Origin of the sequence: Citrobacter sp. Ce006 (genome assembly GCF_030336535.1) — a bacterium.
Taxonomy (GTDB): Bacteria; Pseudomonadota; Gammaproteobacteria; order Enterobacterales; family Enterobacteriaceae; genus Citrobacter; species Citrobacter europaeus.
Genome location: NZ_JAOWDO010000073.1, coordinates 167,925 through 192,789, shown reverse-complemented (window position 1 = coordinate 192,789; position 24,865 = coordinate 167,925). Strand labels below are relative to the sequence as shown.

The window sequence follows — 24,865 nt, the reverse complement described above, 5'->3', positions numbered from 1 at the left end:
GAGTGATATATGGGACTCGATCTCTTCTTTTTCGAACGGGCAAAAAACGCGCCCGATGAAAGCCAGTACGCCAGAGTGGGTTATTTCCGCAAGGTAAACCCGTTACTCAAATGGGTGGATAAACACGTTGGGCTGGTGCGCAACCAGGTGCTGTTAGAAGTCACAAAAGCACACTTGCAGGCGCTTCTGAGCGACCTGCAAAGCCTGACGCCGGATAACTGCGGTGCGGTTTATCCCACGATTGACGGCTTTTTCTATGGATATACCGACTATGGAGAACACTACTGGAAAGACGTTCGCGCCGTCACCCTCTGGGTGAAAGAGACGCTGGAGACGTTTGATTTTGAGCGAGACAGGCTGATGTTTTATGCCTGGTGGTAGTTTTAAAGTGGCCGACGAAACGTCGGTCACTTTTTACTCCTCAATCATAAATACAACGCCAGATATGCGCATGAGAGCATACAGTTTTTACTAATAAAAATGTAAAAGGCTCAAAGGGCGAAACTGCAAAGGAAGGGCGACAAGGGCAAAGGGGCCTGCCCGAAAAGGGGAAATATGCTGAAGTGGCTACAAAGACCATCCCAGACCCAGCCACCTGCGCCAGACGCAGCGCTGCCGGAGGGTTGGTTTGCGCCACTATCCGCAGAACAGTTGCTGACGGCACCGTTACGCCAATCCTGTTTGCAGCAGTTACGGCAACTGACCCCGCTGCCGGATACACTGTTCGATAGCTGGATCCTCACGGCGATTAATCGCCTCGCCGTTCTAGTACAACTGCTACCCGCCTCACAAAGTCATCATCATTCCATTCCCGGTGGACTACTGGATCATTCGCTGGAGGTTGCCTGCAACGCCATCCGACTGCGCCTGGGTTATCTTCTGCCACCGGAAGCGGGTGCGGAAGAACAGGCCCGGCAGGCCAGCGCATGGACGGTCGCAGTAGTCTGCGCGGCATTGCTGCACGATACGGGAAAAATCGTCGTGGATATGGAGATTCATCAACGTGATGGCACCCGCTGGCATCCGTGGCAAGGTAATCTGGCACTGCCTTATCGCTGGCAGTACCAGAGCCACGGTCGCGACTATCATCTGCATCCGGCGGCTGGCGCAATGTTGATTAATCAGTTGATACCCTCGCCATTACTGGACTGGCTGGCCGGATACCCGGCGGCTTTTGCGTCCCTGATTTATCAGCTCACCGGACACTACGAACGGGCTGGCGCGCTGGCTGAACTGGTGCAGCAGGCAGATAAAGCCTCTGTCGCCCGATACCTCGGCGGCAATATCAAAACCGCGCTGGCGCAAAAGCCCTCTTCCTTCCCCCAGCAGCTTCTCACTGCCTTACGCTCACTGGTACAAAACGAGTACCGACTCAATAACCCCGAATGCGGATCCGATGGCTGGCTGACGGAGGATGCGCTGTGGCTTATCAGCAAAACCACCGCCGACCGGGTTCGCGCCTGGCTGCTCCAGCATGGCGTATCTAGCGTGCCGGAAAACAATAACCGCCTGTTTGACGAACTGCTGACGCATCAGCTTATCGTTGCCAATGAGGATAAAGCGATCTGGCGCTGCATTATCCGATCGGATAAGGGCTGGTCGCCCGTTGAACCGCTGACGCTGCTGCGCCTGACACCGTCTGCAATATGGGAGCCAGGCGAACAACGTCCCGCCTGTTTTGTCGGTGATGTGACGCCGGTAAGCGAAGCTGAACCCGTCCCTGAACTTAGCGCCCCCACTCAACCGCTACCGGAGATAGCAGACGACCCGAGACTTGGTGACAATAATAATTTCCTGCAGTGGCTGAAGAACCACACCAGCCCTTCAGCCACGGTGAATACCCGGAACGGCAAGGTACATGTGGTGGAAAACCATCTTTTCTTGATTTCACCGGGGATCTTTAAGATATACGCATCAGAAACCACTGGAGACACCGGCGACGGCTGGAAGCTGGCACAGCGAATGTTTCAGGAGTCAGGGCTGGCCCTGCGCTGTAATGATGACAGTTTTATCTGGACCTGCGAGGTTCGCGCGCCACAAAAGAAAAGTAGTCATTTGAAAGGGTTTCTGATGGAAGATCTGGGGCTGGTGTTTGGGGAGAAAGTGCCGGCGAATAATCCGTGGCTGAAGTTGCTGCGCGAATAGCAATTTATATCAAAATACTCTCTTCCACCGAGCCACAGCGAATGGGCTGTAATACCTAAAGAGCCGCATGATATTCAATAATTGATTTCAGTTCTTCAGGCGAAAAAGGCGGATTACGCCGGTGCAACATGGCGTGGCAATTAGGGCAGACGGGAATAAGATCTTTTTTGGGATCCAGAGAGTAATTATCTTTAATGTCTGATAGCGGAATCAGGTGGTGTATATGGATAAAACCTTTTGCTATCTCACCATACACCCTCATCATATCAATGCCGCATACTTTGCATAGGCAACCATGCAAGGCTAATGCGGCCTGCCGGGCCTTATGGTCGCGTTCATAGCGGTTAACCGTTACCTGCGTAGCGGCACCTTCAGTAAATACGTTCTGCGGCGGTAATTCATCAGGAAAAATGGTGATGGCAGGCTGTTCATTATCTTCTTCTTTCTGAACAATCTCAAACCCTTGATCAATTAGTAACCTAAAGCATTTAGAATTTAGACCGCCATTAAAATTTTCGGGTTTAAGCATAACACCGGTAATATTTAACACCGCGATGCCTATTATTGCTTTCGGTGGGTAGCCCCGGCCTTCAAATACCACGTCATATAACCGAGACTCACTAAACGGATGAGTGATTCCCTCATCATAGGCACGCATAGCTGCAATAATACATTCCCTTGGTATAAGATCTGGCAGTTTCTTCTTCATTTACAATCCATCATCCCTGAAACGACATCTACCAACTCTGTAGTTTATAGCATATTAAGGCTTCCATGTGTAAAAAGGGAGCTATATATTGGCGAAACGGAACTATAAAATAAAATATCAGTGCAGCGGTAGCGTAACGTAGCGACAGAGGAACCGCGCCTCATGCTTATTGTCCAGCCGTACCAGAAAGATATCGTGTGTATCCTGCACAGATGCATCCTCACGCCACGCCAGCAGACCCCGTTGGTTCATGCGGATAATAATCTGATCGGGCGTTTCGCCCTGATTCAATGCTTCGACTACCTGTTGCAGAGGAAGCGGTAGCGTCTGAGCAGGCCACATCACTTCAACGCTTACGAGCTGGCGGTGTGTCCGGGATGACATCGGTAGTTTCCTCCATGGCTAGAATTTAGCGGTTAATTAGCCATGAAATAGGGGCATTTTTTGCAGTTGCAAGGTTGCCGAGAGACCTCATTTAAAGGTCAATACATCTCAGGTAGTGAAGTCTCTTCCCAGGCAAATCCAGATAGTCTGCGCCAAGCATCTGAGGATATGTCGATAAAAAGCATTTTTTTACACATATAGCCAAAACATGTTTATGCCATCGACACGTTGCGGCGATATGTCGATAAAACACGATTTTTTAAACATGATGCCGTGACATGCTTATAGCATCGACATATGATGTCTATATGTCGATGAAATCGGTTTTTATAAACATATGAACTGGAATCCCGAAGCCCCTTACAACGATCTGCCAAAACTGCCGCCTGATCTGCAGCAGATAGAAACACGCAATGTACTAAAAGCGTGTATAAATGCGCGCGCGGCAATTGCAGAGCTGAAAACGGCGGGTGAGTTGATCCCCGATCAAGGATTGTTGATTAACATTATCCCGATGCTGGAAGCGAAAGATTCCTCACGCATTGAGAATATCGTAACGACCAGCGATCAGCTCTTTCAGTATGCTGATCGTGCAGACGGAGCAGATCCAGCAACCAAAGAAGCATTGCGCTATCGTACGGCGCTTTATGATGGTTATACCCATCTTGAGACCTATCCACTTTGCACAAACACCGCAATCGCTATCTGTACCAAATTACGCGCAGTTCAGACCGATATAAGAAAAACACCGGGCACGGTACTGCGCGATCAGAATAACAGCGTGGTGTATACACCCCCGGTGGGTGAAGATACCATCCGTAACTTATTGGCGAACTGGGAGCAGTTCATACATGGCGATGATGATTTAGATCCATTAGTGAAAATGGCTATTGCGCACTATCAGTTTGAGTGCATCCACCCTTTTCCGGACGGGAATGGACGAACAGGTCGTATCCTGAATATTCTTTACCTGATTCAAAATGAATTACTTTCACTGCCTATCCTGTACCTGTCCCGCTTTATTCTGGAGAGACGTAGTGATTACTACATGCTCTTGCGTAGGGTAACAGAAGAAGGAGACTGGGAATCGTGGATATTATTTATGTTGGAGGCCGTAGAAAACACGTCCCGATGGACGACTGACAAGATTGCGGTCGTTCGGGCATTGATGGCAGAAACGACCGAGTATGTACGTGAGAAGCTACCAAAAATTTATACCTATGAACTCATCCAGGTGCTCTATGCGCAACCGTATTGCCGGATCGATAACCTTGTTGAACGAGGTATCGCTAAACGCCAGACGGCATCAGCTTACCTCAAACAGTTGGTAGATATAGGCGTGCTGGAAGAAATGAGCGTTGGTCGCGAAAAGCTGTATATCAATACCAGGTTGGTGCAGGAATTGAATCAGTAAAGCTTATTGGTTCCACAGTTCACCACTGCTGGTCCCAGCTATCAGACGATTTATGTTCGCCCCTACGGCTTACGACCTGAAGCTTAAGGTCCAGAGCGGCAAGCAGCTTAAAGAGCGTACCTATGCGGATCCCCTCAGGATGATTCTCAAACTCTGAAACCGTTGATTGTTTCATGCCTATACTTTCTGCAGTTTCGCGTTGAGTCAGCTTACATTGCTTGCGAGCATTCCTCACTGCCTGAGCCAACATTTTGTGTGAAGTAACGTTCATTTTATCCCCCATGACAGATATTTTCCGTATATACGCTTTAGGGGATAACTATATGTTCTTAAAAAGAGATATCATTTGAAGTCTTATGAAACTCTATTTTCGTATCCATATACTTATATATACATGCAAAAGACTTTGTTAAAGGTACTGTATAAAATCATGATCGGCCACAAAAATCGTAGTTAGTGATAAACCAACCATATTTTTATCATTAAAATTCAAGTAACTACAAATAAAACCATTAAAAAAACCTTATCAATTTTCCGTTTTCAGACTTTGTTTAACTACTAAAATCATGCAACTTATCACTTCAACAATGAGATTGAGAGACAGCACTACGGCAAACAGCTCTGCCGCAGTAAATAACTTATCCTTAGAAGGAATCAACTCATGCTTGGGATAATTTATTAGAGGTAAGTCATAATTTCGAAGGTACGGCAAAAAAATTGTTGCGCCTAAACAGATCACAAGTAATTTCAGATCAGCTTCTAAACATCCCAAGTAACTTGTAAAACTTGAGCGTTTTTGCCCCTTATTGATGACCGCCAGAATGCCAAAAATTACAGAGATCCCTGCAGTAATCCCTCCAAGAATTGAGCCGATCACCCCTGCCGATGCCTGCTCAAGCAGGGTATAAACCTGTTTATCGGTTGACGATAACGCTAAGCATAATATGAATAGCGCTATAGCTTTAATCCAGACGCCTAGATTCTTCATTTTTGTATGTGTACCTTTTTTGATGTAATGCTATGATTTCTTTGATATCACTCGGTGAGTAACCATCTAACTGAATTTCTGAAATCTCACCTTCGATAAGGACTATCTTGGCCGTTTGATTACTGGATACAGTTGTAGGTTTTGATTTGAGTGTTTTTCGACCTTTAATTAACCAAGAACCACCACCATCTTTTACCCAATCAACAAAAACAGATGCCCAATGAGAACCTTTAAGCTTTAAATTACCATCTGTGTTTTCAAATGTTGTGGTTACAGCGTTTGCATTAGTATCTGCCTCAAGCTTTCGCAAATCGTCAGTTAAGGCCTGCTTGCTACTTCCGAAAATATTCGGAGTAATCAACGTAAAACTAACTTTATCAATAAACTGAAGTCTATGATATTCAGACCAAAAATCTTCCATTTCAAGGCAAGCTTCGATAAATACTCTTAGCCCCAATTGGGCCAAATAGTCGTTGTTGGCAAGATCTTCAAATGCCTTAGCAACTTGATGCGCATCCTTAAATACCGCTGTTTTCTTCTCGACCAATAACACTTGCTCTTCTCTATCCCAGATCCATACGATAGGTGGATAATTGTCTACATCGAATTCGCGAAAATCCTTATCATGTCCTTTAATTTTTTGCTGTTTTGATATAACCCCAGCCATGACGCCTTCAGTGGGTTTTATACTCAGCTTCAGGGTGTAGCTGGTTTTCTTATGAACGGATGGTGTTGATGATGTCAGATGTAACTTTTGCGCGCTGAATACTATGGCATTTTCAAAATGCACAATGTCTTTTTGAACAGATCCCTTTGAAAAAAGATCAGGGTCGCGTGGTCTCATTAACACACGTAAGGCGAACAATTGCATAAGAAAACTCCTGTAAATTAATTGATTTTATTATTCCATAAAACCAAGGACCTACAAGAGGTTAAATTTTTTCATTACTGTATAAATACACAGTACCACTGAATGAGATAAAATTCAAACTTTGATTTTCACTCAGTTTTTAGCATTGCCATCACAGTGCAGAGCCGTCTAACTAGGCGATTAATGCTCTAAATGTATATGGGCATCAATACCTTTTGCTTCGTAAATGCTGCTAAAGAACCTCGTTCGTAATGCCACTGGAGCATCATCCCCCAACTTAATCTCTACCTTATCCCACAACCTACTCCCCCGACTCCACCTCATCCTGCGCTGCCAGCAGTACCAACTCTGACTTTGATACCAACAAATCTTTCGGCCTCCCACCTCTCAACCTACGGTTTGCCGAACCGAACCAGATAGCCAGTCCCCAGGGCGTTTTGCGTTCTTTGAACAGCGAGAGAATCAGCCTGACAACCTTGAGAGGCCGCATTTTCTCATCCAGAACATAATCCGGATACAAATCCTCACCATCGACCTTCAGCGAGAATATCTTCCCGGCGGCTTTCCAGCCTTTCGGGCCAGCCTCAGGATCGGCAGAACGGAAACCCGCTTTTGCCGATAACTCAGACGCTGTCAGCCATTCCGAGTCGGCCAGTATTCTGGCTTTCAGCTCCTCTAGCTGCCGGTCATTGCGCTCCTGGAAGCTCATATGGTCGAGTGCGCCTCCCTGCGATTTTTTGAAGCCATACGGCACCACATGCCTGAACCGGTTTGCATCCAGATAATCGGCCCACCACTGCATCATCTCCCGACGTTCTTCGAGATGCTGCGCCTTGTGGATATACGCCGCACGCACGCGCTTGCGCTCCTGATGGCTCATCTGGCGCTCTACCGCATCGCTTGACCACAGGCCTGACTCTACCAGCGCGCTACAGGCCATAGTGCGAAAACCGTGGCCGCAGACGTCTTTCTGGGTGTCGTAGCCCATCACCCGCAGCGCTTTGTTGATGGTGTTTTCGCTCATCGGTTTGCGGTAGTTATGATCGCCGGGGAATACCAGTTCAGTTCCCGGTCGGCAATGCTGCCGCACCTCGTGCAGCAGTTCGATGGCCTGACGTGACAATGGGACCAAGTGTGGGGAGTGCATCTTCGCCCCACGCGCTGAATATTTAACGCCGGGGATCGGCTCACGCTCGGCGGGGATTGTCCACATGGCGTTACGCAGGTCAATTTCATCCCAGCGGGCAAAGCGCAGTTCGCTGGAACGGATAAACAGCAGCAGAGCCAGCTTTACCGCCAGTTGAGTCAGTTGACGGCCTTTGTAATCATCGATTCTTTCCAGGAAATCAGGGATAAGATTCAGATCCAGCGCCGGGTGGTGACGAACTTTGGGCGTAGAGACCGCGCCGGTTAAATCCGATGCGGGGTTATGATCGATAATGCCGTTCTGGACGGCGTAGCGCATCACGCAGGCAGTGCGCTGCTGAAGCCGGGAAGCAACATCCAGTTTGCCCGCTTTCTCCACCTCCTTGATGGGCACCAGCAGATCTTTGACCTTCATTTTGGTGATGTCGAAACTGCCGTTCGTGGGAAAGACGTAAAGATCAAAATAACGCAGCACCCGCTTCTTATGTTCCACCGACCAGTTAACGTTGCTGGTGACCCATTCGCGAGCCACAGACTCAAACGTATGTTCCGGCGTTATCGCAAGACGTTCAGCCTTTCGGTGTGCGCTCGGATCGATGCCGGAAATCAGCAGTAATTGGGCCTCTTCACGCATGCGTCTTGCCTGTGCAAGCGTCAAAAGCGGATAAGGGCCTAAAGCGAGCTTTTTCTCTTTGTTTACAAAGCGGTACTTGATGTACCAGCGTTTTGAACCGTTAGGGTTAACCAGCAGGTAAAGTCCATGCGAGTCACTGAGCTTATACGGCTTGCCACAAGGCTTGGCGTGGACTATAGCGCGATCTGTTAGTGCCATTTGGGGGCCTCACTATTATCGAACTACGTCTAAGCCCCCAATTTGGCCCCCAAATCGCGTGGATGTCAATGGATGAAAAATGACCAACACGGAAAGACCACAAAATAAAAATGGTTATTATCGAAAAATAAATTATCTTTGAATTACAGACGGATATGGACGAATTTGGACGAAAATGGACACAAAAAAAGCCACCCTTAGGTAGCTAATTATTGCATCACTTGGTGCCGAAGGCCGGACTCGAACCGGCACGTATTTCTACGGTTGATTTTGAATCAACTGCGTCTACCGATTTCGCCACTCCGGCACGGAAGGGATGCGGAAAACGTTGTGGATTATACCTGTCGTGCGCCACCATGCAAGTGCCAGCGTGTGTCCGGCTCGCTAAGTGTTGAAAATTTCAGCATTACCTTTCTTACCTGTAACCATCATCACAGTTTGCCCCCACCTTAATCCCCCCTTCTGCGAAGCGTCCCGTTTCCCCATGCTCTACACTTCCAGTTCAACACCACACTGAGGGAAACACGATGTCGATGATAAAAAGCTACGCTGCAAAAGCGGCGGGCAGCGAACTCGAACTCTATGAATATGATGCGGGCGAGCTTAAGCCGGAAGATGTCGAAGTCCAGGTCGATTACTGCGGTATCTGCCATTCCGATTTGTCGATGATCGACAACGAATGGGGATTCTCTCAGTATCCGCTGGTTGCCGGGCATGAGGTGATTGGTCGCGTGGCGGCGCTCGGCAGCGCGGCGCAAGATAAGGGTCTGAAGGTTGGTCAGCGCGTTGGGATTGGCTGGACGGCGCGCAGCTGCGGGCATTGCGACGCCTGTATCAGCGGTAATCAGATTAACTGCCTGGAAGGTTCCGTGCCCACGATTCTTAATCGCGGCGGCTTTGCCGAGAAGCTGCGGGCCGACTGGCAGTGGGTGATCCCCTTGCCGGAGAGCATCGACCTGGCGGCGGCCGGTCCCTTGCTGTGCGGCGGCATCACGGTGTTCAAACCGCTGCTGATGCACCATATCACCGCCACCAGCCGCGTTGGGGTGATCGGCATCGGCGGCCTGGGGCATATCGCCATTAAGTTGTTACACGCGATGGGTTGCGAAGTCACCGCGTTCAGCTCCAATCCAGCGAAAGAGCAGGAAGTGCTGGCGATGGGAGCGGATAAGGTGATCAACAGCCGCGATCCGGATGCGCTAAAAGCGCTGGCGGGCCAGTTCGATCTCATTATTAACACGGTTAACGTCGATCTCGACTGGCAGCCCTATTTTGAAGCGCTGGCCTACGGCGGTAACTTCCATACCGTCGGCGCGGTGCTGAAGCCGCTGCCGGTGCCGGCGTTCACTTTGATAGCTGGCGATCGCAGCATCTCCGGTTCGGCGACCGGTACGCCGTTCGAACTGCGCAAGCTGATGAAGTTTGCCGGTCGCAGCAAGGTGTCGCCTACCACCGAGCTGTACCCGATGTCGCAAATTAACGACGCTATCCAGCACGTGCGTGACGGCAAGGCCCGCTACCGCGTGGTGCTGAAAGCCGACTTCTGATGCCGGGCTCAGTCCCGCAAGGGGCTGGGCCTATTGCCCGTTACGAAACGCGAGCACCGCCTGGCGGCACTGTTCCGTCACATGCTCGATGTCATGGTTAACGTCGATGCGGGCAATATCGCGTTCATCCTCCTGCGGACACTCCAGCGCGTCGAACTGGCTTTTGAGTAATCCCACCGGCATAAAATGCCCTGCCCGACGCTGCATGCGCGCCAGAATGGTCTCGTAGTCGCCGTCCAGCCACAGGAAATGCACATTCGGGCTGCCCTGACGCAATATATCGCGATACTGTTTTTTTAATGACGAGCAAACAATAAACCCGGTCTCATTCTTTTTATATAAACTGTATGAGGCGTCATTTAATCGTGCTAACCACGGCAGTCGGTCTTCATCGGTTAATGGAATACCTTCAGACATTTTATCAATATTTTTGGCCGGATGGAGATCGTCGCCATCAATAAATTTAGCCGATAACACTGCGGCAACTTTACTGCCAATTAAAGATTTACCGCTACCCGAAACGCCCATCAAAATATAACTTTCCCCGGCCATCGAAAAACTCCAGATTCATATTCCATGGCGCGATACTACGCCTTCCACATTGCAGAATTCACCTTTTTTCGCCGCGACTGCGTAGATTTACAAGGCGCATCACGTTATGCGTAACATTGTAGTGTAACAATTTTCCAGCGTGACCTGCGTCACAAATAATAACAATCAAAACCGTTTAAATGCTGCCGAGGTTACTACCTGACCAGTGAGGCATTTATGCAAGTCAAAACCCAATCCTGCGTTGTTGCGGGTAAGAAAACTGTTGCCATAACCGACCAAAATATTGAATGGGATAATAAAGGAACATTAGTACAAATTACCCGCGGCGGTATTTGCGGTTCCGATTTACATTATTACCAGGAAGGGAAAGTCGGTAATTTTACCGTTAAAGCGCCGATGATTTTAGGCCATGAAGTTATTGGTAAAGTGGTGCACAGCGATTCAAAAGAATTACATGAAGGTCAGTCGGTGGCTATTAATCCGTCGAAACCGTGTGGCCACTGTAAATACTGTTTGCAGCACGAAGAAAACCAGTGCACGGAAATGCGCTTTTTTGGCAGCGCCATGTATTTTCCCCACGTCGACGGCGGTTTTACCCGGTTTAAAACCGTCGATACTGCGCAGTGCATCCCTTACCCGCAAGAGGCTGATGAAAAAGTCATGGCCTTTGCCGAACCGCTGGCGGTAGCGATCCACGCCGCGCATGAAGCGGGCGACCTGCAGGGCAAGCGCGTGTTTATCTCCGGCGTCGGTCCTATCGGCTGTCTGATCGTCAGCGCGGTGAAAACGCTCGGCGCAGCAGAGATTGTCTGTGCTGATATCAGCCCGCGCTCGCTGTCGCTTGCCCAGCAGATGGGGGCTGACACGCTGATTAACCCGCAACAGGACTCGCTCGACGAGTGGAAAAAAGAGAAAGGCTACTTCGACGTCAGCTTCGAAGTCTCCGGCCATCCATCCTCAATCACCACCTGTCTGGAAGTCACCCGCGCAAAAGGCGTGATGGTGCAGGTCGGCATGGGCGGCGCGGTGCCGGACTTCCCGATGATGATGCTGATCGGCAAAGAGATCGCGCTCAAAGGCTCGTTCCGCTTTACCACCGAGTTCAACACCGCGGTGTCGTGGCTGGCGAATAACGTTATCGATCCGCTGCCGTTACTCAGCGCCGAATATCCGTTTACCGAGCTTGAACAGGCGCTGATCTTCGCCGGGGATAAAACCCAGGCGGCGAAAGTCCAGCTCGTTTTTGCAGAAACAAAATAAGGAATAACATGATGAACGATCTTTTTTCACTGGACGGCAAAAACATTCTGATCACCGGTTCGGCTCAGGGTATTGGTTATTTACTGGCGACCGGGCTGGGTAAATATGGCGCGCAGATTATCGTCAATGATATTACGCCAGAGCGTGCGGAGTCCGCCGTCGCCAAACTGCAGCAGGAAGGGATCCGCGCCGTTGCCGCGCCGTTCAATGTTACGCATAAACAGGACATTGATGCCGCCATCGAGCATATCGAAAAAGGCATTGGCCAAATTGATGTGCTGGTGAATAACGCCGGTATCCAGCGTCGCCATCCGTTTACCGAGTTCCCGGAACAGGACTGGAACGATGTGATTGCCGTTAACCAGACGGCGGTATTCCTGGTCTCGCAGGCGGTAACGCGTCGCATGGTGGAACGCCAGGCCGGGAAGGTCATCAACATCTGTTCCATGCAGAGCGAACTGGGCCGCGACACCATCACGCCGTACGCCGCCTCCAAAGGCGCGGTAAAAATGCTCACCCGCGGGATGTGCGTTGAGCTGGCACGCCATAATATCCAGGTCAACGGTATCGCGCCGGGCTACTTCAAAACCGAAATGACCAAAGCGCTGGTCGAGGATGAAGCTTTCACCTCCTGGTTGTGCAAACGTACGCCAGCCGCGCGCTGGGGCGATCCGCAGGAGCTGATCGGCGCGGCGGTATTTCTCTCTTCTAAAGCATCCGATTTTGTAAACGGTCACCTGTTGTTTGTCGATGGCGGCATGCTGGTCGCCGTCTGATACCACACAACGCAACATCACGCAGCGCCCAGGCGCTGCATTTTTGGCTCCCCCCTAAATAATTCGAGCTGTAGCCAACACACCTGCAACTTGAAGTATGACGGGGATATAAGAGAAACGATTATGCCATTAATAATAATTGCGGCAGGCGTCGCGCTGCTCCTGGTCCTGATGATTGGCTTTAAAGTTAACGGCTTTATTGCTCTGGTCCTGGTGGCGGCGGTCGTCGGTTTTGCCGAAGGGATGGATGCCCAGGCCGTTCTGCACTCAATACAAAATGGGATCGGCGGGACGCTCGGCGGGCTGGCGATGATCCTCGGGTTCGGCGCGATGCTCGGTAAGCTGATTTCCGATACCGGCGCGGCTCAGCGCATCGCCACCACGCTGATTGGCACGTTCGGTAAAAAACGCGTGCAGTGGGCGCTGGTGATCACCGGTCTGGTGGTCGGTCTGGCGATGTTCTTCGAAGTCGGCTTTGTTCTGCTGCTGCCGCTGGTATTTACGGTGGTGGCCTCTTCCGGTCTGCCGCTACTGTATGTTGGCGTGCCAATGGTGGCAGCATTGTCCGTGACCCACTGTTTTCTGCCGCCGCATCCGGGGCCTACCGCGATTGCCACCATTTTCGAGGCCAATCTCGGCACCACCCTGCTGTACGGATTTATTATTACTATCCCGACGGTGATTGTTGCCGGGCCGCTGTTTTCTAAGCTGCTGACCCGCTTTGAGAAAGCGCCGCCGGAAGGGTTATTCAACCCGCATCTGTTCACTGAAGAAGAGATGCCGTCGTTCTGGAATAGTATCTTTGCGGCGGTAATCCCGGTCATACTGATGGCGGTCGCCGCAGTGTGCGAAATTACGCTGCCGAAAACCAACAGCGTGCGGGTGTTCTTTGAGTTTATCGGCAACCCTGCGGTCGCGTTGTTTATCGCTATCGTGCTCGCCATTTTTACCCTTGGTCGACGTAACGGACGGACGATCGAGCAAATTATGGATATCATTGGCGACTCTATCGGCGCGATCGCGATGATTGTGTTCATCATCGCCGGGGGCGGCGCGTTTAAGCAGGTTCTGGTCGACAGCGGCGTGGGGCAATACATCTCGCACCTGATGACCGGCACGTCGCTTTCTCCGCTGCTGATGTGCTGGACGGTAGCCGCGTTGCTGCGCATCGCGCTCGGTTCAGCCACCGTGGCGGCGATCACTACCGCAGGCGTGGTGCTGCCGATTATTAACGTCACCCACGCCGACCCGGCGCTGATGGTGCTGGCTACCGGCGCGGGCAGCGTGATTGCCTCCCACGTTAACGATCCGGGATTCTGGCTGTTTAAAGGCTATTTTAATCTCAGCGTGGGGGAAACGTTGCGCACCTGGACGGTGATGGAAACGCTGATTTCCATTATGGGTCTGCTGGGCGTTCTGGCGCTGAACGCCATCCTGCATTAAAACGGTCATCACCGGGGAGCACAGGTCAGCGCTCCCCGGTACTGGAGAGAAGATGAGGAACCACAGAATTTCTTTGCAAGACATCGCCACGCTGGCGGGCGTGACCAAAATGACGGTGAGCCGCTACATTCGCTCGCCGAAAAAGGTCGCAAAGGAAACCGGTGAACGCATTGCGCAGATTATGGAGGAGATTAATTACATCCCTAACCGCGCGCCCGCGATGCTACTGAACGCGCAAAGCTATACGCTCGGCGTGCTGATCCCCTCGTTTCAAAACCAACTGTTCGCCGACATTCTGGCCGGTATTGAATCGGTCACCTCCGACCATAATTATCAGACGCTGATCGCCAACTACAATTATGACCGGGAATCCGAGGAAGAGTCGGTGATCAATCTGCTGTCGTATAATATCGACGGCATTATCCTGTCCGAGAAATATCACACTCTGCGCACGGTTAAATTTCTGCGTTCAGCCAACATACCGGTAGTAGAACTGATGGATATTCAGGGCGATCGTCTGGACATGGAAGTAGGGTTCGATAACCGTCAGGCGGCGTTTGATATGGTCAGCACCATGCTGGACAAACGCCAGCGCCGCAAAATCCTCTACCTTGGTTCAAAAGATGATGTCCGCGATGAACAGCGCTATCGCGGCTATTGCGATGCCATGACGCGTCGGGGTCTGACGCCGCTGCGCGTCAATCCGCGATCTATTTCCTCTATTCATCTTGGCACCCAGATGATGCGGGACGCGCTCACCGCGCATCCGGATTTAGACGGCGTATTTTGTACCAACGACGACATCGCGATGGGCGCACTGCTGCTGTGCCGCGAACGCGAGCTGGCCGTTCCGGAGCAGATCTCGATTGCTGGTTTTCACGGGCTGGAAATGGGCCGGCAGATGATCCCCAGCCTCGCCAGCGTGATCACTCCGCGTTTCGACATTGGCCGTATGGCGGCACAGATGCTGCTGAGCAAAATCAAGAACAACGACCATAATCACAACACCGTGGATTTGGGGTATCAGATTTACCACGGCAATACGCTTTAACTCATTTTCTCTCGCCATCGCATATTCTCTTTGATGGACATTGCCTATACTCCAGGCAGGATAAATGGAGGAAATCTCAATGAGCGCACCCCTGCTAATTGCCCGCACGCCGGACACCGAACTGTTTTTATTGCCAGGCATGGCCAACCGTCACGGGCTGATTACCGGCGCGACCGGGACCGGTAAAACCGTCACGCTACAGAAGCTGGCCGAATCGTTGTCCGAGATTGGCGTGCCGGTATTTATGGCCGATGTGAAAGGTGACTTAACCGGCGTAGCCGAGGAAGGACAAGCCTCTGAAAAGCTGCTCGCCCGCCTGAAAAACATCGGCATTACCGACTGGCAACCGCATGCTAATCCGGTCACGGTGTGGGATATCTTCGGCGAAAAAGGTCACCCCGTGCGGGCCACGGTATCTGACCTCGGTCCGCTGCTGCTGGCCCGTTTGCTGAACCTCAACGATGTGCAGTCCGGCGTACTGGATATTATCTTCCGCATTGCCGATGACCAGGGTCTGTTGCTGCTCGATTTCAAAGACCTGCGGGCCATCACTCAGTATATTGGCGATAACGCCAAATCCTTTCAGAATCAGTACGGCAATATCAGTAGCGCCTCGGTCGGGGCTATCCAGCGCGGACTGCTGTCGCTGGAGCAACAGGGTGCGGCGCACTTTTTTGGCGAACCGATGCTGGACATCAAAGACTGGATGCGTACCGACGCCAGCGGCAAAGGGATGATCAACATCCTCAGCGCCGAGAAGCTCTACCAGATGCCCAAACTGTACGCTGCCAGCCTGCTGTGGATGCTCTCCGAACTGTACGAACAATTGCCGGAAGCGGGCGATCTGGAGAAGCCAAAACTGGTGTTCTTCTTCGATGAAGCGCACCTGCTGTTCAACGATGCCCCGCAGGTGCTGCTGGATAAAATCGAGCAGGTGATCCGTCTGATTCGCTCGAAAGGGGTCGGCGTGTGGTTCGTCTCGCAAAACCCGTCGGATATTCCGGACAACGTGCTCGGCCAGTTGGGCAACCGTGTGCAGCACGCCCTGCGCGCGTTCACGCCGAAAGACCAGAAAGCGGTGAAGACCGCGGCGCAAACCATGCGCGCCAACCCGGCATTTGATACCGAAAAAGCCATTCAGGAACTGGGAACCGGCGAGGCGCTGGTGTCGTTTCTGGACGCCAAAGGCAGCCCGTCAGTAGTTGAGCGAGCGATGGTCATTGCGCCGTACTCACGGATGGGACCGGTGACAGATGACGAGCGCAACGGGCTGATTAATCACTCTTCGCTGTACGGCAAATATGAGGAAGAGGTCGACCGTGAATCCGCCTATGAACGTTTGCAGCAAGGCGTGCAGGCCAGCACCGAGCAGCAAAATACGCCTCCCGCCAACGGTAAAGCGGTTGAGGTGGACAGCGGTATTCTCGGCGGGTTGAAGGATATTCTGTTTGGCAGCACCGGACCACGTGGCGGCAAGCGCGATGGCGTAGTACAGAGCGTGGCTAAAAGCGCGGCGCGCCAGGTCACCAATCAGATAATCCGCGGTATGTTGGGAAGTTTGATGGGCGGGAGAAAACGTTAACAGGAAGCCCCTCCCGCACAGCGGGAGGGGTAGATATTACGACTTACGCAGCATCAGCCACAGGCTAATCAAGAAGAAGCTGGCGCTTGGCAACAGCGCACCGATAATCGGCGGAATGCCGTACACCAGCGTCAGCGGGCCAAAGATTTGGTCCAGCACATAGAACACAAAGCCAAAGCTAATCCCTGTCACCACGCGCACGCCCATCGGGACGCTACGCAGCGGACCAAAGATAAACGACAGCGCCATCAGCATCATGACCGCCACAGACAGCGGCTGGAAGACTTTGCTCCACATATTGAGCTGATAGCGTCCGGCGTCCTGGCCGCTCGACTTCAGGTACTTCACGTAGTTATGCAGACCGCTAATCGACAGCGCATCAGGATCCAACGCCACGACGCCGAGCTTGTCGGGCGTAAGGTTGGTTTTCCAGGTACCGCTCACCGTTTGCGATCCGGTGATTTGCTTCGGATCGGTCAGGTTGGATTCATCCACCTGCGCCAGACGCCAGACCTTTTGTTCCGGGTCAAACGTCGCGCTTGCGGCATAGCGAACGGACTGCAGACGGCGTTTGTCGTTAAAGGAGTAGATGCTAATCCCGCCTAATTCGGCGTCGCCTTTCACCCGCTCGATGTAGACAAAGCTGTCGCCATCTTTCGCCCACAACCCCTGCTGGGTGGAGAGCAACGAGCCGCCGTACATCTGCTGCGCACGGTAGTTACGCGCCATCTGTTCACCCTGCGGCGCCACCCATTCACCGATGGCCATCGTCAACAGCACCAGCGGAATCGCGGTTTTCATCACCGACAACGCCACCTGCATACGGGTAAAACCGGAAGCCTGCATCACCACCAGTTCGCTGCGCTGGGCCAGCATGCCCAGACCCAACAAAGCACCCAGCAGCGCCGCCATCGGGAAGAAGATCTGGATATCTTTCGGCGCGCTGAGCAGGGTATACAGCCCCGCGCCCATCGCATCGTAGCTCCCCTGCCCGGCTTTTTTCAGCTGGTCGACAAACTTGATGATCCCGGAGAGCGACACCAACATGAACAACGTCATCATGATGGTGGTGAAAATGGTTTTACCGATATAGCGGTCAAGTACACCAAAAGGCTGCATTATACCGCTCCTTTACGCATAAAACGGGCACGCAAGCGGCGCATCGGAACCGTATCCCAGAGGTTAAGCACAATCGCCAGCGCCAGATACGCCAGGTTAACCGTCCACATCCAGAATACCGGATCCAGCTTACCTTTACCGCCGTTCGACTTCAGCGATGTCTGCACCAGGAAGAACAGCAAATAGAGCAGCATGGCTGGCAGCATCGACAGTACGCGACCCTGACGCGGGTTCACCACGCTCAGCGGTACGACCATCAGCGCCATCATAAATACGGTGAATACTAACGTGATACGCCAGGTCAGCTCCGCGCGGGCGCGATCGGTATCGGTCGTCCACAGCGTACGCATGTTCATCTGGTCGGTATCGTTTGGATCCAGCGCCACGGCCTGATGACCGATAATCGCCTGATAATCCTGGAAGTCAGTAATGCGGAAATCGCGCAGCAGCGCGGTCCCTTCAAAGCGCGTACCCTGGTTAAGCGTCACGATCTGAGAGCCATCGCGCGTCTGGGTAAGATGTCCGGAATCCGCTACCACCACCGAAGGACGGGCGTTACCTTTCGGGCGGATTTGCGCGAGGAACACATCGTTGAAGTTGCTGCCATCAACGCTTTCGATAAACAGCACCGAACCGCCGTTAGTCGCCTGTTGGAACTGGCCCTGAGCGAGCGCCGCCATACCGGGGTTCGCTTTCGCCTCCGCCAGCACTTCGTCCTGATGTCTGGAGGACCACGGTCCAGCCCACATCACGTTGACCGCCGCAATAATACTGGTAAACAGCGCCAGCACCATCGCCGCTTTCACTAATACAGCCTTGCTCAGCCCACAGGCGTGCATGACCGTAATTTCACTTTCGGTATACAGTTTGCCCAGCGTCATCAGCAGCCCGAGGAACAGGCTTAAGGGCAAGATAAGTTGCGCCATTTCTGGCACGCCCAGCCCCAGCAGCGAGAGCACCAGATTCGCCGGGATATCACCGTCAACCGCCGCACCAAGGATCCTGACCAGCTTTTGACAAAAGAAGATCAAAAGCAGGATGAATAGGATCGCAAGTTGGCTTTTGAGCGTTTCCCGAACCAGATATCTTATGATTATCACTTTAAATACGCCCGTAAAAACCCGTCTTTTGCCGGAATTTAGCTTGTTTCATGGCTTAAACGTCATTTATTCTCTTGAGTCGTCGAAATCGTCGCTAAGATCATTATACTCAACGGATCCACCTCTCAGAAATTGTTCTGACGTGCCAATGCCGTAATAACGTTAAGATTAACACGAAGTCACCGCAACAGCGGGTATGAGTTACGAAAGCTTGCAATTCTATCCGTAGCCACCGCCGTTGTCTTTAAGATTCAGGAGCGTAGTGCATGGAGTTCAGTGTAAAAAGCGGTAGCCCGGAGAAACAGCGGAGTGCGTGCATCGTCGTGGGTGTCTTTGAACCACGCCGCCTCTCTCCGATTGCAGAGCAGCTCGACAAGATCAGCGACGGGTACATCAGCGCACTGCTGCGTCGTGGTGAACTGGAAGGCAAACCGGGTCAAACCCTGTTGCTGCACCATGTTCCTAACGTTCTGTCTGAGCGAATTCTCCTCATTGGGTGTGGCAAAGAGCGCGAACTTGATGAGCGCCAGTACAAGCAGGTCATTCAGAAAACCATCAATACGCTGAATGATACTGGCTCAATGGAAGCCGTCTGCTTCCTGACTGAGCTGCACGTCAAAGGGCGCAACAACTACTGGAAAGTGCGCCAGGCCGTTGAGACGGCACAGGAAACGCTATACAGCTTTGATCAACTGAAGACCAACAAAAGCGAGCCGCGTCGCCCGCTGCGTAAAATGGTCTTCAACGTACCGACCCGCCGCGAATTGACCAGCGGTGAGCGTGCTATCCAGCACGGTCTGGCGATCGCCGCCGGTATTAAAGCGGCAAAAGATCTCGGCAACATGCCGCCAAACATCTGTAACGCCGCCTACCTGGCCTCTCAGGCGCGCCAGCTGGCAGACAGCTACAGCAAAAATGTTGTGACCCGCGTGATCGGCGAACAGCAGATGAAAGAGCTGGGCATGCACTCTTATCTGGCCGTCGGTCACGGCTCGCAGAACGAGTCGCTGATGTCGGTCATCGAGTACAAAGGTAATCCGTCCGAAGACGCGCGTCCGATTGTGCTGGTCGGTAAAGGGTTAACCTTCGACTCCGGTGGTATCTCCATCAAACCTGCCGAAGGCATGGATGAGATGAAGTACGACATGTGCGGTGCGGCAGCGGTATACGGCGTGATGCGCATGGTGGCTGAGCTTCAGTTGCCAATCAACGTCGTCGGCGTGCTGGCGGGTTGCGAAAACATGCCGGGTGGTCGCGCGTATCGCCCAGGCGATGTGCTGACCACCATGTCCGGGCAGACCGTTGAAGTGCTCAACACCGACGCCGAAGGCCGTCTGGTGCTGTGCGACGTGTTAACTTACGTCGAGCGCTTTGAGCCGGAGGCGGTGATTGACGTTGCAACCCTGACCGGCGCCTGCGTGATTGCGCTGGGCCATCATATCACCGGCCTGATGTCGAACCACAATCCGCTGGCGCATGAGCTGATCGGCGCGTCCGAGCAGGCTGGCGACCGCGCATGGCGTTTGCCGCTGGGTGATGAATACCAGGAGCAGTTAGAGTCCAACTTTGCGGATATGGCGAACATCGGCGGACGTCCTGGCGGAGCCATTACCGCAGGCTGCTTCCTGTCACGCTTTACCCGTAAGTACAACTGGGCGCACCTGGACATCGCCGGTACCGCATGGCGTTCAGGGAAAGCCAAAGGCGCAACCGGTCGTCCGGTGGCGCTGTTGTCGCAGTTCCTGCTCAATCGCGCCGGTTTTAACGGCGAAGAGTAAGTTTGAGATTGCCCCGTAGGCCGGATAAGCGCAGCGCCATCCGGCAAAACGCCTGATGGCGGCGCTATTGCGCCTTATCAGGCCTACGGTGTGCTCATGGCAACGCATTTAAATCCACCACAAGAAGCCCCATATATGAAGAATGCGACGTTCTATCTTCTGGACAACGACACACAACAAGATGGCTTAAGCGCCGTTGAGCAACTGGTGTGTGAAATTGCCGCAGAACGTTGGCGGGCTGGCAAGCGCGTGCTGATCGCCTGTGAAAACGAAAAGCAGGCTCTTCGACTGGATGAAGCCCTGTGGGCAAGACCGGCAGAAAGCTTTGTTCCACATAATCTGGCGGGTGAAGGCCCCAGAGGCGGCGCGCCGGTAGAAATAGCCTGGCCGGAGAAACGCAACAGCAGCCCGCGCGACCTGCTGATCAGTTTGCGCGTTGGCTTTGCAGATTTTGCCACCGCTTTCACAGAAGTGATAGACTTCGTTCCTTACGAAGATTCTTTGAAACAATCGGCACGCGATCGCTACAAAGCTTACCGCGTGGCTGGTTTTAACCTGAATACGGCAACCTGGAAATAATGGAAAAGACATACAACCCACAAGATATCGAACAGCCGCTTTACGAGCACTGGGAAAAGCAGGGCTATTTCAAACCTAACGGCGATGAAAGCAAAGAGTCCTTCTGCATCATGATCCCGCCGCCGAACGTCACCGGCAGTTTGCATATGGGTCATGCTTTCCAGCAAACCATCATGGATACCATGATCCGCTACCAGCGCATGCAGGGTAAAAACACTCTGTGGCAGGCCGGTACCGATCACGCGGGTATCGCCACCCAGATGGTGGTTGAGCGTAAGATTGCCGCTGAAGAAGGTAAAACCCGTCACGACTACGGTCGCGAAGCGTTTATCGACAAAATCTGGCAGTGGAAAGCGGAATCCGGCGGCACCATTACCCGTCAGATGCGCCGTCTCGGCAACTCCGTTGACTGGGAGCGCGAGCGCTTCACCATGGACGAAGGCCTTTCCAATGCCGTGAAAGAAGTTTTCGTTCGCCTGTACAAAGAAGACCTGATTTACCGTGGCAAGCGCCTGGTGAACTGGGACCCGAAACTGCGCACCGCCATCTCTGACCTGGAAGTGGAAAACCGCGAGTCTAAAGGCTCCATGTGGCACATCCGCTATCCGCTGGCCGACGGCGCGAAAACTGCAGACGGTAAAGATTACCTTGTCGTCGCCACCACCCGTCCGGAAACTATTCTGGGCGATACCGGCGTGGCCGTGAACCCGGAAGATCCGCGTTATAAAGATCTGATCGGCAAGTTCGTTATTCTGCCGCTGGTTGACCGCCGTATTCCGATCGTGGGCGATGAACACGCCGATATGGAAAAAGGCACCGGCTGCGTGAAGATCACGCCTGCGCACGACTTTAACGACTACGAAGTCGGGAAACGTCACGGCCTGCCGATGATCAACATTCTAACCTTTGATGGCGACATCCGCGAAACCGCAGAAGTGTACGACACCAAAGGCGAAGAGTCTGACGTTTACTCCAACGCTATCCCGGCTGAATTCCAGAAGCTGGAACGCTTTGCCGCGCGTAAAGCGATCGTCGCAGCCGTTGACGCGCTGGGCCTGCTGGAAGAAATTAAACCGCACGATCTGACCGTACCTTACGGTGACCGTGGCGGCGTAGTTATCGAACCGATGCTGACCGACCAGTGGTACGTCCGTGCCGACGTGCTGGCGAAACCGGCGGTAGAAGCGGTTGAGAACGGCGACATTCAGTTCGTACCAAAACAGTACGAAAACATGTATTTCTCCTGGATGCGCGACATTCAGGACTGGTGTATTTCCCGTCAGCTGTGGTGGGGTCACCGTATCCCGGCATGGTATGACAACGACAGCAACGTCTACGTTGGCCGTACAGAAGACGAAGTGCGTCAGGAAAACAACCTCGGCGCCGACGTTGCGCTGCGTCAGGACGAAGACGTTCTCGATACCTGGTTCTCCTCCGCGCTGTGGACCTTCTCTACCCTCGGCTGGCCGGAAAACACCGACGCGCTGCGTCAGTTCCACCCAACCAGCGTGATGGTTTCCGGCTTCGACATCATCTTCTTCTGGATTGCCCGCATGATCATGATGACCATGCACTTCATCAAAGATGAAAACGGCAAGCCGCAGGTACCGTTTAAGACCGTCTACATGACCGGTCTTATCCGCGACGACGAAGGCCAGAAGATGTCCAAATCCAAGGGTAACGTGATTGACCCGCTGGATATGGTCGACGGTATCTCGCTGGCGGACCTGCTGGAGAAACGTACCGGCAACATGATGCAGCCGCAACTGGCAGAAAAGATTGCCAAACGTACCGAGAAGCAGTTCCCGGACGGCATTGAGCCACACGGTACCGACGCCCTGCGTTTCACCCTGGCGGCGCTGGCCTCTACCGGTCGCGACATCAACTGGGATATGAAGCGTCTGGAAGGTTACCGTAACTTCTGTAACAAGCTGTGGAACGCCAGCCGCTTCGTGCTGATGAACACCGAAGGAAATGATTGCGGCTTCAACGGCGGCGAAATGACCCTGTCGCTGGCGGACCGCTGGATCCTCGCTGAATTCAACCAGACCGTTAAAGCGTACCGCGAAGCGCTGGATAACTTCCGCTTCGACATCGCCGCGGGCATCCTGTACGAGTTCACCTGGAACCAGTTCTGCGACTGGTATTTGGAACTGACCAAGCCGGTAATGACCGGTGGTTCCGAGTCTGAACTGCGCGGCACCCGCAATACGCTGGTTACCGTGCTGGAAGGTCTGCTGCGCCTGGCGCACCCGATTATTCCGTTCATCACCGAGACCATCTGGCAGCGCGTGAAAGTGATTTGCGGCAACACCGCAGATACCATCATGCTGCAGCCGTTCCCGGAATATAACGCTGCACAGGTTGATGAAGCCGCGCTTGCTGATACCGAATGGCTGAAACAGGCGATCGTTGCCGTACGTAACATCCGTGCGGAAATGAACATCGCACCGGGCAAACCGCTGGAGCTGTTGCTGCGCGGTGCGAGCTCCGATGCGGAGCGTCGTGTGAACGACAACCGCAGCTTCCTGCTGAACCTGGCACGTCTGGAAAGCATCACCGTGCTGCCAGCCGATGACAAAGGTCCGGTTTCGGTGACCAAAATCATCGACGGCGCCGAGCTGCTGATCCCGATGGCGGGCCTCATCAACAAAGAAGATGAACTGGCGCGTCTGGCGAAAGAAGTGACGAAAATCGAAGGTGAGATTGCCCGTATCGAAGGCAAGCTTTCCAACGAAGGGTTTGTCGCTCGCGCACCGGAAGCGGTCATCGCTAAAGAGCGTGAGAAGCTGGACGGTTACGCAGAAGCAAAAGCGAAGCTGATTGAGCAGCAGGCGGTCATCGCCGCGCTGTAAAGCTGTTTGCCGGATGGCGCTGCGCTTATCCGGCCTACAGCACCGTCAACGTAGGTCGGATAAGCGTAACGCATCCGACACTACTGACGATTAAAAAGCCTCTGGCGTCCTCGCTCAGAGGCTTTTTATTGAATTATCCTCGCTTGCGCTTCCCCTCACCGCAGTGGTATTAACTGCATATGTTCCACGTTTATGTCATGAGTTCGCTATGAGTGTCATTACCCCTGTTTCTGCGACGCTACGCCGCATTACCGCCGACGATAACGCCGCTATCGCCCACGTCATCCGCGAGGTCTCTGCCGAACACGGCCTGACCGCCGATAAAGGTTACACGGTGGCCGATCCGAATCTGGATGAGCTGTTCCAGGTTTACAGCCAGCCGGGCGCGGCCTACTGGGTGGTTGAGCAGAATGGTCAGGTAGTGGGCGGCGGCGGCGTCGCGCCGTTAGGCTGTAGCGAACCGGACATTTGCGAGCTGCAAAAGATGTACTTTCTGTCGAGCGCACGCGGTCAGGGGCTGGCGAAAAAGCTGGCGCTAATGGCGCTGGATCACGCCCGCGAGCAGGGGTTTAAGCAGTGCTATCTGGAGACCACGGCGTTTCTGACCGAGGCTATCCGCCTGTATGAACATTTAGGCTTTGAGCATATCAGCGAAGCGCTCGGCTGTACCGGGCACGTGGATTGCGAAGTGCGGATGTTAAAGCCCCTCTGACTTCACGCCGAGGGGCCATGTC

Annotated in this window: 22 protein-coding genes, 1 tRNA gene and 1 pseudogene; 13 read left to right on the top strand and 11 right to left on the bottom strand. The window is 52.9% G+C overall.

Annotation, left to right across the window (positions count from 1 at the left end; translation table 11 throughout):
- Positions 1–9 precede the first annotated feature (9 nt).
- On the top strand, positions 10–381 hold the full coding sequence (locus tag OGV94_RS19620) for a hypothetical protein (RefSeq protein ID WP_032942214.1): 372 nt from the start codon (positions 10–12) through the stop codon (positions 379–381).
- A 174-nt stretch (positions 382–555) separates the two neighbouring features.
- On the top strand, positions 556–2,145 hold the full coding sequence (mobH, locus tag OGV94_RS19615) for a MobH family relaxase (protein ID WP_286524055.1): 1,590 nt from the start codon (positions 556–558) through the stop codon (positions 2,143–2,145).
- A gap of 55 nt (positions 2,146–2,200) precedes the next feature.
- Here mobH and OGV94_RS19610 read toward each other — a convergent pair whose 3' ends face one another.
- Both OGV94_RS19610 and OGV94_RS19605 read right to left on the bottom strand, forming a co-directional pair.
- Positions 2,201–2,854, bottom strand: a complete 654-nt coding sequence (locus OGV94_RS19610; RefSeq protein WP_286524050.1) for an HNH endonuclease — start codon at positions 2,852–2,854, stop codon at positions 2,201–2,203.
- Positions 2,855–2,971: 117 nt separating this feature from the next.
- On the bottom strand, positions 2,972–3,238 hold the full coding sequence (locus OGV94_RS19605; protein ID WP_286524048.1) for a hypothetical protein: 267 nt from the start codon (positions 3,236–3,238) through the stop codon (positions 2,972–2,974).
- Positions 3,239–3,575: 337 nt separating this feature from the next.
- On the opposite strand from OGV94_RS19605, the gene fic reads away from it, so the two are divergent.
- Positions 3,576–4,652 (top strand): protein adenylyltransferase Fic, encoded by a 1,077-nt coding sequence (gene fic, locus OGV94_RS19600; RefSeq protein ID WP_286524046.1) that lies wholly within the window; start codon positions 3,576–3,578, stop codon positions 4,650–4,652.
- Positions 4,653–4,671: 19 nt separating this feature from the next.
- Here fic and OGV94_RS19595 read toward each other — a convergent pair whose 3' ends face one another.
- The 5 genes and pseudogenes from OGV94_RS19595 to OGV94_RS19575 form a co-directional block, all read right to left on the bottom strand.
- The gene (locus OGV94_RS19595; protein WP_286524537.1) at positions 4,672–4,902 is read right to left on the bottom strand and encodes a helix-turn-helix domain-containing protein; all 231 of its coding nucleotides are present in this window, start codon (positions 4,900–4,902) and stop codon (positions 4,672–4,674) included.
- A gap of 276 nt (positions 4,903–5,178) precedes the next feature.
- On the bottom strand, positions 5,179–5,640 hold the full coding sequence (locus OGV94_RS19590; RefSeq protein WP_286524041.1) for a hypothetical protein: 462 nt from the start codon (positions 5,638–5,640) through the stop codon (positions 5,179–5,181).
- Complete coding sequence (locus OGV94_RS19585) at positions 5,615–6,511, bottom strand: hypothetical protein (RefSeq protein WP_045292370.1); 897 nt, start codon at positions 6,509–6,511, stop codon at positions 5,615–5,617. Before OGV94_RS19585 ends, OGV94_RS19590 begins: the two co-directional genes overlap by 26 nt.
- A 730-nt stretch (positions 6,512–7,241) precedes the next feature.
- A pseudogene (locus OGV94_RS19580) lies at positions 7,242–8,489 on the bottom strand (tyrosine-type recombinase/integrase); the annotation flags it as partial.
- A gap of 222 nt (positions 8,490–8,711) precedes the next feature.
- Positions 8,712–8,796, bottom strand: a tRNA-Leu gene (locus tag OGV94_RS19575).
- Positions 8,797–9,016: 220 nt separating this feature from the next.
- Here OGV94_RS19575 and ahr point away from each other — a divergent pair.
- The gene (gene ahr / locus OGV94_RS19570) at positions 9,017–10,036 is read left to right on the top strand and encodes an NADPH-dependent aldehyde reductase Ahr (RefSeq protein WP_193145919.1); all 1,020 of its coding nucleotides are present in this window, start codon (positions 9,017–9,019) and stop codon (positions 10,034–10,036) included.
- A gap of 30 nt (positions 10,037–10,066) precedes the next feature.
- Here ahr and idnK read toward each other — a convergent pair whose 3' ends face one another.
- Positions 10,067–10,588: a gluconokinase gene (gene idnK / locus OGV94_RS19565; RefSeq protein WP_043018258.1), complete on the bottom strand. Its 522-nt coding sequence runs from the start codon at positions 10,586–10,588 to the stop codon at positions 10,067–10,069.
- A gap of 216 nt (positions 10,589–10,804) precedes the next feature.
- Here idnK and idnD point away from each other — a divergent pair, with 216 nt between their 5' ends.
- The 5 genes from idnD to OGV94_RS19540 all read left to right on the top strand — a co-directional run bounded on the left by idnD (position 10,805) and on the right by OGV94_RS19540 (position 16,700).
- Positions 10,805–11,848 (top strand): L-idonate 5-dehydrogenase, encoded by a 1,044-nt coding sequence (gene idnD / locus OGV94_RS19560; protein WP_043018257.1) that lies wholly within the window; start codon positions 10,805–10,807, stop codon positions 11,846–11,848.
- 11 nt (positions 11,849–11,859) lie between these two features.
- A complete protein-coding gene (idnO, locus tag OGV94_RS19555) occupies positions 11,860–12,624 on the top strand; it encodes a gluconate 5-dehydrogenase (RefSeq protein WP_286513407.1) in 765 nt (254 codons plus the stop codon).
- A 123-nt stretch (positions 12,625–12,747) separates the two neighbouring features.
- Entirely contained in the window at positions 12,748–14,067 is a 1,320-nt protein-coding gene (idnT, locus tag OGV94_RS19550; RefSeq protein WP_016155581.1) for a gnt-II system L-idonate transporter, read from the top strand.
- 52 nt (positions 14,068–14,119) lie between these two features.
- Positions 14,120–15,118: a DNA-binding transcriptional regulator IdnR gene (idnR, locus tag OGV94_RS19545; protein WP_043018255.1), complete on the top strand. Its 999-nt coding sequence runs from the start codon at positions 14,120–14,122 to the stop codon at positions 15,116–15,118.
- 79 nt (positions 15,119–15,197) lie between these two features.
- Positions 15,198–16,700 (top strand): helicase HerA-like C-terminal domain-containing protein, encoded by a 1,503-nt coding sequence (locus OGV94_RS19540; RefSeq protein WP_193145917.1) that lies wholly within the window; start codon positions 15,198–15,200, stop codon positions 16,698–16,700.
- 36 nt (positions 16,701–16,736) lie between these two features.
- Here the strand turns inward: OGV94_RS19540 and lptG are convergent, their stop codons facing one another.
- The 3 genes from lptG to OGV94_RS19525 form a co-directional block, all read right to left on the bottom strand.
- Positions 16,737–17,819, bottom strand: coding sequence for an LPS export ABC transporter permease LptG (gene lptG / locus OGV94_RS19535; RefSeq protein WP_043018254.1), 1,083 nt, complete (start codon positions 17,817–17,819; stop codon positions 16,737–16,739).
- On the bottom strand, positions 17,819–18,919 hold the full coding sequence (lptF, locus tag OGV94_RS19530) for an LPS export ABC transporter permease LptF (protein ID WP_047406555.1): 1,101 nt from the start codon (positions 18,917–18,919) through the stop codon (positions 17,819–17,821). Before lptF ends, lptG begins: the two co-directional genes overlap by 1 nt.
- 62 nt (positions 18,920–18,981) lie before the next feature.
- The gene (locus tag OGV94_RS19525; RefSeq protein ID WP_212723231.1) at positions 18,982–19,032 is read right to left on the bottom strand and encodes a hypothetical protein; all 51 of its coding nucleotides are present in this window, start codon (positions 19,030–19,032) and stop codon (positions 18,982–18,984) included.
- Between the two features lie 153 nt (positions 19,033–19,185).
- Between OGV94_RS19525 and pepA the strand changes: the two genes are divergently transcribed.
- The 4 genes from pepA to OGV94_RS19505 all read left to right on the top strand — a co-directional run bounded on the left by pepA (position 19,186) and on the right by OGV94_RS19505 (position 24,843).
- Positions 19,186–20,697 carry a leucyl aminopeptidase gene (gene pepA, locus OGV94_RS19520; protein WP_003025870.1) on the top strand — a complete coding sequence of 504 codons (1,512 nt, stop codon included), beginning with the start codon at positions 19,186–19,188 and terminating at the stop codon, positions 20,695–20,697.
- Positions 20,698–20,832: 135 nt separating this feature from the next.
- Positions 20,833–21,276: a DNA polymerase III subunit chi gene (gene holC, locus OGV94_RS19515; protein WP_003025862.1), complete on the top strand. Its 444-nt coding sequence runs from the start codon at positions 20,833–20,835 to the stop codon at positions 21,274–21,276.
- Complete coding sequence (locus tag OGV94_RS19510; protein WP_286524037.1) at positions 21,276–24,131, top strand: valine--tRNA ligase; 2,856 nt, start codon at positions 21,276–21,278, stop codon at positions 24,129–24,131. Before holC ends, OGV94_RS19510 begins: the two co-directional genes overlap by 1 nt.
- Positions 24,132–24,339: 208 nt before the next feature.
- On the top strand, positions 24,340–24,843 hold the full coding sequence (locus OGV94_RS19505) for a GNAT family N-acetyltransferase (protein ID WP_075145277.1): 504 nt from the start codon (positions 24,340–24,342) through the stop codon (positions 24,841–24,843).
- The last annotated feature ends 22 nt before the right edge of the window (positions 24,844–24,865 follow it).

Bases quoted from the DNA above. Each gene is read 5' to 3' on its own strand.
- OGV94_RS19620 (WP_032942214.1), top strand. From the start codon at position 10: ATGGGACTCGATCTCTTCTTTTTCGAACGGGCAAAAAACGCGCCCGAT.
- mobH (WP_286524055.1), top strand. From the start codon at position 556: ATGCTGAAGTGGCTACAAAGACCATCCCAGACCCAGCCACCTGCGCCA.
- OGV94_RS19610 (WP_286524050.1), bottom strand. From the start codon at position 2,854: ATGAAGAAGAAACTGCCAGATCTTATACCAAGGGAATGTATTATTGCA.
- OGV94_RS19605 (WP_286524048.1), bottom strand. From the start codon at position 3,238: ATGTCATCCCGGACACACCGCCAGCTCGTAAGCGTTGAAGTGATGTGG.
- fic (WP_286524046.1), top strand. From the start codon at position 3,576: ATGAACTGGAATCCCGAAGCCCCTTACAACGATCTGCCAAAACTGCCG.
- OGV94_RS19595 (WP_286524537.1), bottom strand. From the start codon at position 4,902: ATGTTGGCTCAGGCAGTGAGGAATGCTCGCAAGCAATGTAAGCTGACT.
- OGV94_RS19590 (WP_286524041.1), bottom strand. From the start codon at position 5,640: ATGAAGAATCTAGGCGTCTGGATTAAAGCTATAGCGCTATTCATATTA.
- OGV94_RS19585 (WP_045292370.1), bottom strand. From the start codon at position 6,511: ATGCAATTGTTCGCCTTACGTGTGTTAATGAGACCACGCGACCCTGAT.
- ahr (WP_193145919.1), top strand. From the start codon at position 9,017: ATGTCGATGATAAAAAGCTACGCTGCAAAAGCGGCGGGCAGCGAACTC.
- idnK (WP_043018258.1), bottom strand. From the start codon at position 10,588: ATGGCCGGGGAAAGTTATATTTTGATGGGCGTTTCGGGTAGCGGTAAA.
- idnD (WP_043018257.1), top strand. From the start codon at position 10,805: ATGCAAGTCAAAACCCAATCCTGCGTTGTTGCGGGTAAGAAAACTGTT.
- idnO (WP_286513407.1), top strand. From the start codon at position 11,860: ATGAACGATCTTTTTTCACTGGACGGCAAAAACATTCTGATCACCGGT.
- idnT (WP_016155581.1), top strand. From the start codon at position 12,748: ATGCCATTAATAATAATTGCGGCAGGCGTCGCGCTGCTCCTGGTCCTG.
- idnR (WP_043018255.1), top strand. From the start codon at position 14,120: ATGAGGAACCACAGAATTTCTTTGCAAGACATCGCCACGCTGGCGGGC.
- OGV94_RS19540 (WP_193145917.1), top strand. From the start codon at position 15,198: ATGAGCGCACCCCTGCTAATTGCCCGCACGCCGGACACCGAACTGTTT.
- lptG (WP_043018254.1), bottom strand. From the start codon at position 17,819: ATGCAGCCTTTTGGTGTACTTGACCGCTATATCGGTAAAACCATTTTC.
- pepA (WP_003025870.1), top strand. From the start codon at position 19,186: ATGGAGTTCAGTGTAAAAAGCGGTAGCCCGGAGAAACAGCGGAGTGCG.
- holC (WP_003025862.1), top strand. From the start codon at position 20,833: ATGAAGAATGCGACGTTCTATCTTCTGGACAACGACACACAACAAGAT.
- OGV94_RS19510 (WP_286524037.1), top strand. From the start codon at position 21,276: ATGGAAAAGACATACAACCCACAAGATATCGAACAGCCGCTTTACGAG.
- OGV94_RS19505 (WP_075145277.1), top strand. From the start codon at position 24,340: ATGAGTGTCATTACCCCTGTTTCTGCGACGCTACGCCGCATTACCGCC.